This is a genomic window from Cryobacterium sp. MLB-32 (assembly GCF_000738085.1).
GTDB lineage: Bacteria > Actinomycetota > Actinomycetes > Actinomycetales > Microbacteriaceae > Cryobacterium.
The window spans coordinates 1-8,174 of the sequence record NZ_JPRS01000248.1 but is presented as its reverse complement, the minus strand read 5'-3'; the positions used below and the strand labels follow the sequence as shown (position 1 = coordinate 8,174).

9 protein-coding genes are annotated in these 8,174 nt (G+C 62.8%); 4 read left to right on the top strand and 5 right to left on the bottom strand.

The features are described from left to right. The coding region (locus tag JF66_RS17010) for a sugar nucleotide-binding protein (RefSeq protein ID WP_035879871.1) at window positions 1–516 on the top strand (516 nt) is incomplete at its 5' end. Between the two features lie 243 nt (window positions 517–759). On the opposite strand, the gene JF66_RS17005 is transcribed toward JF66_RS17010, so the two are convergent. Next, the gene (locus tag JF66_RS17005; protein ID WP_035879869.1) at window positions 760–1,125 is read right to left on the bottom strand and encodes a VOC family protein; all 366 of its coding nucleotides are present in this window, start codon (window positions 1,123–1,125) and stop codon (window positions 760–762) included. Between the two features lie 88 nt (window positions 1,126–1,213). Here JF66_RS17005 and JF66_RS17000 point away from each other — a divergent pair, with 88 nt between their 5' ends. Next, complete coding sequence (locus JF66_RS17000) at window positions 1,214–2,164, top strand: YafY family protein (RefSeq protein ID WP_035879867.1); 951 nt, start codon at window positions 1,214–1,216, stop codon at window positions 2,162–2,164. Window positions 2,165–2,406: 242 nt separating this feature from the next. On the opposite strand, the gene JF66_RS16995 is transcribed toward JF66_RS17000, so the two are convergent. From JF66_RS16995 to JF66_RS16985, 3 genes are read right to left on the bottom strand one after another with little or no spacing between them, the layout of a single operon-like run. Beyond that, window positions 2,407–3,057, bottom strand: a complete 651-nt coding sequence (locus tag JF66_RS16995) for a response regulator transcription factor (RefSeq protein WP_051973687.1) — start codon at window positions 3,055–3,057, stop codon at window positions 2,407–2,409. A gap of 56 nt (window positions 3,058–3,113) precedes the next feature. Next, window positions 3,114–4,535 (bottom strand): histidine kinase, encoded by a 1,422-nt coding sequence (locus tag JF66_RS16990; protein WP_051973686.1) that lies wholly within the window; start codon window positions 4,533–4,535, stop codon window positions 3,114–3,116. Next, window positions 4,514–5,029: a hypothetical protein gene (locus tag JF66_RS16985; protein WP_156109874.1), complete on the bottom strand. Its 516-nt coding sequence runs from the start codon at window positions 5,027–5,029 to the stop codon at window positions 4,514–4,516. Before JF66_RS16985 ends, JF66_RS16990 begins: the two co-directional genes overlap by 22 nt. A gap of 124 nt (window positions 5,030–5,153) precedes the next feature. Here JF66_RS16985 and JF66_RS23160 point away from each other — a divergent pair, with 124 nt between their 5' ends. Next, on the top strand, window positions 5,154–5,297 hold the full coding sequence (locus JF66_RS23160; protein ID WP_156109873.1) for a hypothetical protein: 144 nt from the start codon (window positions 5,154–5,156) through the stop codon (window positions 5,295–5,297). A gap of 125 nt (window positions 5,298–5,422) precedes the next feature. Continuing rightward, a complete protein-coding gene (locus tag JF66_RS16980) occupies window positions 5,423–6,268 on the top strand; it encodes an alpha/beta fold hydrolase (protein WP_081882471.1) in 846 nt (281 codons plus the stop codon). Window positions 6,269–6,380: 112 nt separating this feature from the next. Here JF66_RS16980 and JF66_RS16975 read toward each other — a convergent pair whose 3' ends face one another. Continuing rightward, window positions 6,381–7,577 (bottom strand): MFS transporter, encoded by a 1,197-nt coding sequence (locus JF66_RS16975; protein ID WP_035879861.1) that lies wholly within the window; start codon window positions 7,575–7,577, stop codon window positions 6,381–6,383. Window positions 7,578–8,174 lie beyond the last annotated feature (597 nt).

Genomic DNA, 8,174 nt, shown 5'->3' with positions numbered 1-8,174 from the left:
ACCGATGACGGTGACGCTCGAACGGACTGGTACGGCGTCACTAAACGCGATGCCGAAGACCTGATCAAGCACGCTGACGTCGGATGGGCGATCGTGCGCGTGTCTTTTCCCTACCAACGGCACTCCGAACGCAAAACAGACCTTGTTCGCCGCATTGCCGAGCAGCTTCGCACTGGCACGATCACCCCGATGTTTCGGGACCAGGTCATCACGCCGACCTTCACCGACGATGCAGTTGGGATATTGGCCGAGGTCGCGCGAACCGGCGCCAACGGAGTCTTCCATGCCGTTGGCCCTGAATGGCTCTCTCCACACGACGTGGGTGTTCGAGTAGCCCAGAGCCTGGGGCTGGACGCCACAGCCGTCCCGTCCAGCTCTTTGCAGGACTATATCGCTCAGGGCGGACGTCCGTTTCCCAAGTCCCTGCGCATGAGTCGTGCAGCGACAGGGTCCGCGTTGAACCAACCCGTGCACAGCCTGAACGATGCCCTGCTACTCCCCAGCTGGAACTTCTGACACCCCGCGACTAGATCGTTGCTCCAAACACGGTGACCTTGCTCGCCTGCGGTTGGACCTTTCTCAATCCCGGCCGTCCCGTATGACGTTTCCCTCTGACACGGCCTCAGAGTGTTGGGCAGTTGGTTGGCGAGGCCTAGATCTGTCGCGCTCGAGGTCCCTCCAGCGGGCAACCGGTCAGGTGAGGTCTTCCTGCCCGTGAATACCAGAATTGTTTCGTGGAGTCTGGGCTTGTATTCCGTTTCAGTCGATCGGGGAGACACGAATGAGGTTGCCATCCGGGTCGGCGACCACGAATGTGCGCCCGAAGACGTCTTCGTGCGGCTCTTCGATCACCATGGCACCCTTGGCCGTCCACGCGGCAAAGCAGGCGTCGACTCCAGCTGATGATCCCGGCAGCATCAGCCCCAACTCACTGGTTCGCGGCGTCGCCGTCGCGACTGTGTCGCCGCGGCCGGACCACAGGGCGAAGAGCACGCCCGGGGCTACTTCGAACGGGACGTATCGCGGTGTCATGGTGACAGGTTCCATCTCGAAGAGATCTGTGTAGAAGCGGGTGGACCGCTCGACATCGGTGACGTAAATAAGGAACAGATTTGGTGTTGCCATGGAATCTCCCTGGTTGACGTTCTCGGCTCCGCCCAGCTTTCCACTAATACATGACAGACCTTGTCTGGTATTCGTCGATACTGGTGAGATGAAACCCCAACGCCTGCTTTCAATGATGTTGCTGCTCCAGACGCGCCATCGCATGACGGCACCTGAGCTGGCAGAGCAGTTGGGCGTGTCAGTCCGAACGGTACTGCGCGACGTCACCGCCCTGGCAGACGCAGATGTCCCGGTGTTTGCCGAGCGAGGCCGATATGGAGGCGTGGTCCTCCTTCCGGGATCACAGCTGGATGTATCCACGCTCAGCCCCGCTGAAGTCGACGCCCTGAAGCTTTTGGGCCTGGACCCTGGGCAAGCGCGCCAACTGGACATCGAATCAACGACGCGTAGCGCCCACAGGAAGATCGCCGCCCGCCGGCCGCCCGGCCACCAGCCGGAATTACCGTTGTCTGAACTGATCGTTGTCGACAACACTCCATGGTTCAGCCCGATGCCACGCATTGCCGGCATCGCCGAACTCGCCAGAAACCTGCAGTCGGGCAGTCGGTTGCGGATTCACTATCGAAGAAGTGCCGAGCAAGCTGCCTCATGGCACTCCGTTGACCCATACGGTCTTATGGCGAAGTCCGGCCGTTGGTACCTGGTCGCCGATGTTGACCGCCTGCCGAGGCTGTACTCGCTCGAAAGATTGGAGGGCTGGGAAGTCCTGCCAGAGGTTCGGCGCCTTCGACCGAACGCAACACTCGCTAGCGTCAGCCGTGATCTGAGCGCGGCGGTAGAGGACCTGGGAGCCATCACAATCACCGCAACGCTGAAGAAGGACAGGCTTGACCTCGCGCAACGGCTTCTAGGCACACGTCTCGCCAGCAGCCAGCCCATTGATGCTGGACAAGTCGAGATCACCGTAATCTACGACCAAGTGGAATCCGTGCGGCAGCTGCTCCAATTCGGTGCCCACCTCCACATCACCGGTCCGCCGGAGGCTCAAGCCGTTATGCGTGACGTTGCCAGGGCCACGGCAGACCTGTACCAAAGCTGATCCTGCCGCAGACCGGACAAACACCCCGCCCCGCCACTTCGGCCGGGCTAGATCAACGGTTAGACCGAAACGTGGAGCCGCGCGCGTCCCGTAGGACGTTCCCCTGTGACACGGCATCGCCGTGCTCGGCCGACTGGTGATGTGGCCTAGATCTGTCTCTGTGGCCATCCCTCTAACGGGCAGGGCGCCCAGGCTCATCGTCGGTCTAGGCAATGATGCGCCGTGCCTCGAGTAGGCGCGACTCAGCGCAGCAGCCCGTTCTCGTAAGCGTGCGCGACGATCTGCACGCGTGATGTGAGTGACAGTTTCGCCAGGATGCTGCGTATGTGGCTCTTGACCGTGGCCTCGCTGATGTAGGCAGTCTGGGCGATGTCCGCGTTGCTGAGGCCGCGCGCTGCGAGCAGGAAGACCTCCTTCTCACGTGCGGAGAGCGCTGAGATCGATTCGGCCGCTGGCTCCCGATGTCGCTGTGATGTCTGGGCGCGGATGATGTCGGCGGTGTCGCTGGGTGCGATCACGGAGTGCCCAGCGTAGACCGTGCGGATTGACGCAAGTACGAACTCGGGCGTGGTGTCCTTCATTATGAAACCGTCTGCACCCGCACGGATTGCGCGAACGACCGCTTCATCGCGTTGGAAAGTGGTGAGCATGATCACCTTGGGCTGGGCGTCCTGACTGGTGGCACAGTCGTCGGGGCTGCGTTCACTGATGTCACTGTCGGGTTTGTTGGTGGCGTCCAGGATGCGCGCAGTCGCTTCGATACCGTCCAGCAGCGGCATCCGGATGTCCATCAACATGACGTCCGGACGCGCCTCGCGAGCAAGGGCGATGGCGGCTTCTCCGTCGTAGGCGGCACCGACGAACTGCAGGTCGGGCTGTGACTCGATCAGCATCTGGATGCCGGAACAGAACAGTTGCTGGTCATCGGCAATGGCAACACGGATGGCTCTCACCGCGAGCCTGCTTCTGCTGCCAGCAGGGAGGCATCCGTTGGTGTCTCGCCTACCTGTTCGACAACGCACGCTGTGGGTACGAATGCGGTGACCAGATAGCCGCCCGGTGCCTCATCGTCCACGTCTGCGGTCAGCCAGCCGCCAGCCAGGCGTGCGCGTTCGCGCATCCCGTAGAGCCCGCGGCAGTGCCCGTGCCCGCGCACCGTCGAGTCGGGGTGTGGCCGAGGTCCCCCGGTTGAGGCGATCGTCAAGGCAAGTCCTGGACCGCGCCAATCGAGCGTGAGGCGGGCAGCGGGCTGGGCTCCTGCGTGTTTGAGTGCGTTCGTCAGGCTCTCTTGCACGATTCGGTACACCGCCAGGTGCTGTCCAGACGTGAGCACGGTGGGGTCGCCGAAGCGGTTGACGGTGATGGTAAGGCCGGCCCCGCGCATCCGCTCTACAAGGTCATCCAGGTTCTCGAGGGTGGGATTCGAGTGGCCGTCAGGATCTTCGACAAGTGACTCGATCAACATTCGCACCTCGACCAGCGACGTGCGGGCGGATGCAGCGATTCGTTCCAAGGATTCACTGATCGCATCCGGCCGTTGCGGGCCGATGAACCGTGCGCCGTCGGCTTGCGCGATGATGACGGCCAATGAATGCGCCATGATGTCGTGCACGTCTTGGGCGATGCGGTCGCGCTCGCTCGCGACGATCAGGTCAATCTCTGCCGAGCGGAGTTCGTCGACGGTTGCGCCGAGCTTCGCGTCGGCGGCTCGCTGCAACTGCGATGCACGAAGGCCAAAACCGATGAACCAGGCCGCTGCCGTGAGGAGCAGACCGACGAGAAGGACACCCGCGAAGCTTCCGACGACGTTGGCACGTGAATTTCCGGCGCCGACCCATGACGTCCAGACGTCGCCGTTGGACAGGGCGGGAACAGTCATCAGCGTCGTAATCACGACGACATACCCGGCCACGATCGGCAAAGACAGCCAACGGATGCGCCGATCTGCGGTCGCACTCACGATCAAGCAGGTGAGGAGAACGGCGAAGTAAACCGGCCACGTCGTCGAACCGAACCGGGCGGGAATCCCGAAGAGTTGAATCGCAAGCACGACGCCAGGCAGCGCGACCGCAACCCGGGGATAATGCGCGGCGACGGCAATCGAGGCAGCGAGAAGACCAAGTGTGAAGGGAAACGATGGCCAGGGCGAACTGCCGGAACGACCGGCTTCTGCGATGATCCATAGCGCGTAAAAGGTGACGGCGATGGCTGGCTCCAGCGCGGGGCGTAGTGGGAGCAGAACTCGTCGGGCGTTGCTCACAATCGGCGACGCCGCGTCGCCCCAGCTCGCCCGCAGAGCGGAGCTCGCCAATCGGAGCCGAACCCCGAGGTACCAGAAGCCGACGGTGATCAGGCGGCCACGCCGCCACAAACGAGGAGATCCGGGATCAGCGCAACCGTTGACAGATGTTTTCCGTTGATCAACCCATCAATGCTGGTGGCGCTGAAGCGGGGAAGGACCAGCAGGGCCGACACCCCTACCGCGTAAAGCATCAAAATGAACGGCGCACCCGTTCGCATCCGCCGGGCTGCATGGAACCCGACGAGTGTGGCGAAGACGAGCAACATAAAATACGCGGACCAACTGATCGCGCCGAACCGAGCAGGCCAGAAGAGAAGCTGGGCGGCCAGAAGCACGCCGACCAGGACAAGTGACGTGCCGGTTGCAACGCGGGAGAGCGCGACGGCGGCCGCGAAGCCGACAACGATCACGAACGCGTATGGGGTTGTATACCCGATCATTTCTCCGCGAATCGGGACGAGGCTCACCACGGGTGTGCTGAAACCAACAGTCCAGATCAACACGAGCCCAAGGCCAATTAGCGGCTCGACGAGCCAGCGACGATTACTAGAAGCAGGATGCATATGCCAACGCTAGAACCCGCTATGGGGCGTGAGCGGCACATTGCTGCAGATTCCTCCCAAAGGATGAGTGGATCTAACCCGCAGGCGGACGACAGAGTCCGGCCCGTGCCGTTTGACTGGGGATATGAACAATGAATACACCGCGCCCGCTGGTGGCGCCATCGACCCCGCGGCCATCGCACTCATCGGCACTTACGTCATCGACCTGACGGCAATGACACACTCGGATGTCGCGCTACCCGACACGTCGCCGGCCACCGCTTCCTGAACAGAGCAGACCTTTACCCGTACCCCTGCGTGGACAGCAAATTGGCACGCGACAGGCCTGTGGCGTACCGCTCAGGGTTCGGCTTGCGGACCGAGGTGCGAAAGCGGTCACACTAGGCTTCGGGCATGAACCCCCAGACAACGCACCTGCTCGACCACTCGCGTTCAAGCTGGTCTGTTCCGACAGAACCCCGTTTACTGAGAACGCGAATTTGGCCCTCCAGTAGGCCAACGCCGGCACCGGTCGTCGTACTGTCACACGGCACTGGCGGAGCAGGAGAAGACCTGGACTGGCTCGCGAAACCGTTGAACGACGCGGGATTCCTCGTGGCGTCGGTCGATCACCCAGGCAACAGCTACAACGACGAGTACCTCCCCGAAGGATTCGCGTTCGCCTGGGACCGACCACGGGACATCACCCTCCTCATCGACCACCTCGTGGCCGAGCAGAACATCGATATCACCAAGATCGGTGCGGCCGGGTTCTCGTTCGGCGGATACACCGTCGCCGCACTGCTCGGCGGAAAAATCGATGTTCATATCTTGGAGGCAATGTTTCACGGACAGGTCTCTGCGCCGGACGTGCCGGAGTTTCCCGACTTGATCACAACGCTCCGCAGCAAGTACTCCGATGCCGAGTTGACCTCGTTTGCGGAGACCGGTGCGCGTTCCATGACCGACACGCGTGTCCGGGCTGGCATCCTCTTGGCGCCCGCCATCGGAAGGCTCCTGCTCTCAGAATCCCTCCGGCAGATTTCTGCCCCGGTACTGGTGCGGTGGGGTGACGCCGACGACAACACACCCCCAGAAGACAACGCCCTCGTCTATCGGGACTCTATGCCACAGGCCCGTGGCAAGAGTCTCGGCCCGGATATCGGGCATTACGTATTTCTCGGCGATCGAGACGACCCCTCAGGCCTACGGCCGGAAGTCGCAGACGATGCGGTCACGTTCTTCAGCACTTACCTCTGAGCGCGTCCGAGCGAGCGGCAGCCAGCACCAGACCTCAGTTCTTTGTCCCATAGGCGGTTGGCGAATTCACGTGGGTGTGGCACATCACGATTCGGTGTTGCTCTGTGGTGGGTCACCTCCTGAGTAGTTTCGGGAGGCAGGCCAGGAGCACTCCGGCCCCGGCGAGAACGCAGACGATCAGGGCACCGCTGGCTGGCAGGATGTCGGCCGAGATTCCCATGAGTCCTGATCCGAGGGCCGCGCCGGTGTTGATGGCGGTGTTGACCCAGCTGCTGGCCTCGGTTTGGGCTCGTTGGTCGACGAGCTCGTCGGCGGCGAGGTACCCGGAGATCATCAGCGGGGCCAGGAGTGCACCCATCAGCACGAACCCGATCAGGAGGACAGCCTGTCCGGGGATAAGGCCCACGAGCGCGGTCAGTGCGAGCATGGCACTGGCCAGCCCGAGAATCTGTCTGCGCAGTGAGAGCTTGACCTCGAGCCGGCCGAAGGCGAGTCCTCCGATGGCGCTTCCCCCGGCGAAGAGGGCGAGCAAAACACCAGCGAGGATGATGCTGCCTTCGTTTGTCCCAATGGCGGGGGCAGCGATCTCCACCGCTCCCAACATGATGCCCGGCACGACCAGGACGAGAGCGATGATCAGGAATCCGGGGGTGCGCATGGGCGTGACGACCACGGCTCCCGGCTGTGGCGTGTGGCGCGATGTGCGGAGACCTCGTTGCTGGCGGGAGAGGGGACTGGCCACAAATGTGATCGTGCCGATGATGACTGCGGCGGCGGACACGGCCAGGGACACGGCGGGAGTGAATGCGGCGGCAAGCACCGCGGCGACGAGGGGGCCGGCGGTGAACATCACTTCTTCACTGACCGCGTCCAGGCTGAATCCGCGCTTGCGGTGTGGGCCGCGCGCTAATGCCCGCCCCCAGATCACCCGCATCGTCGCTCCCATCGGCGGCGAGAATGCGCCGGCGACGACGCTGAGCGCGAGCAGCGCGGGCAGCGCTACTGATGCGCTGACGATGAACAGGAGCAGGGCGACGCCGTGGACCACTCCGAGGGGTGCGAGCACGGGCGCTTGACCGTACCGATCGATCAGGCGGGCCCGCCACGGTGTGGCGATGACATTCGCGACGCCCATGACGGCGGTGACAGCTCCGGCAATCGCGAACGACCCGGTCTCTCGTTCCAGGAGGAGCACGAGCGAGAGTCCAGACATCGCCAGCGAGAGTCGGCCAAGGAGGCTGGGGGCAAATGAGCGAGCGAGGTGGGGATGGCTCAGGGCGTTCCAGTACGAGGGCTCAGCAACAGACACGACGTCTCCAAAAGAGTTTGTCCGCGAGCGAGGCGATGCCGTCAGCTCAGCGGGGAGTGAGGTAAATCAGGGTCAGGCGCCGGAGAACGGCGCGACAAGACCTGCCCAGGTCGGTGCGTGAGAGCTGCGAGGGGCGGGTCGCAGGACCGTTAGTTAAAGGCGACGATAAAGCTGAACATTGTGTTGATCCTAGCGAAGGCCGGGCCGGCCGGTCCAATGGTCACCACAGCCTTGCTCTGGTCATCACCATTCCCGAAAACCACAGGGACTCCGAGATACTGAACCCGTCGCGCAGAAGGTTCCTCTTCCGAGACGTGCTGTCGGTATTCCGGGGCCGGTCGACGCGTCGGAGTGGTTGGTGAGAGGATATTCGGTATGGGGGTGGCTCAGGACGATGAACTGCGGGGCCTGCAAGCACGGGCCTACGGTCCAAATGCTGACATCCGTCACGACTTTCCAGCACAAGTACGGCTACAGGAACTCGAGGACGCGAGACGGCAACTGGCGCCGCCACTTCTCAATGCGGACATGCCCCCGGAGCGTACCGTCGATTCGATCGATGTGTCCAGCAGCGAACAAGAGCCCCATCTCGTCGAA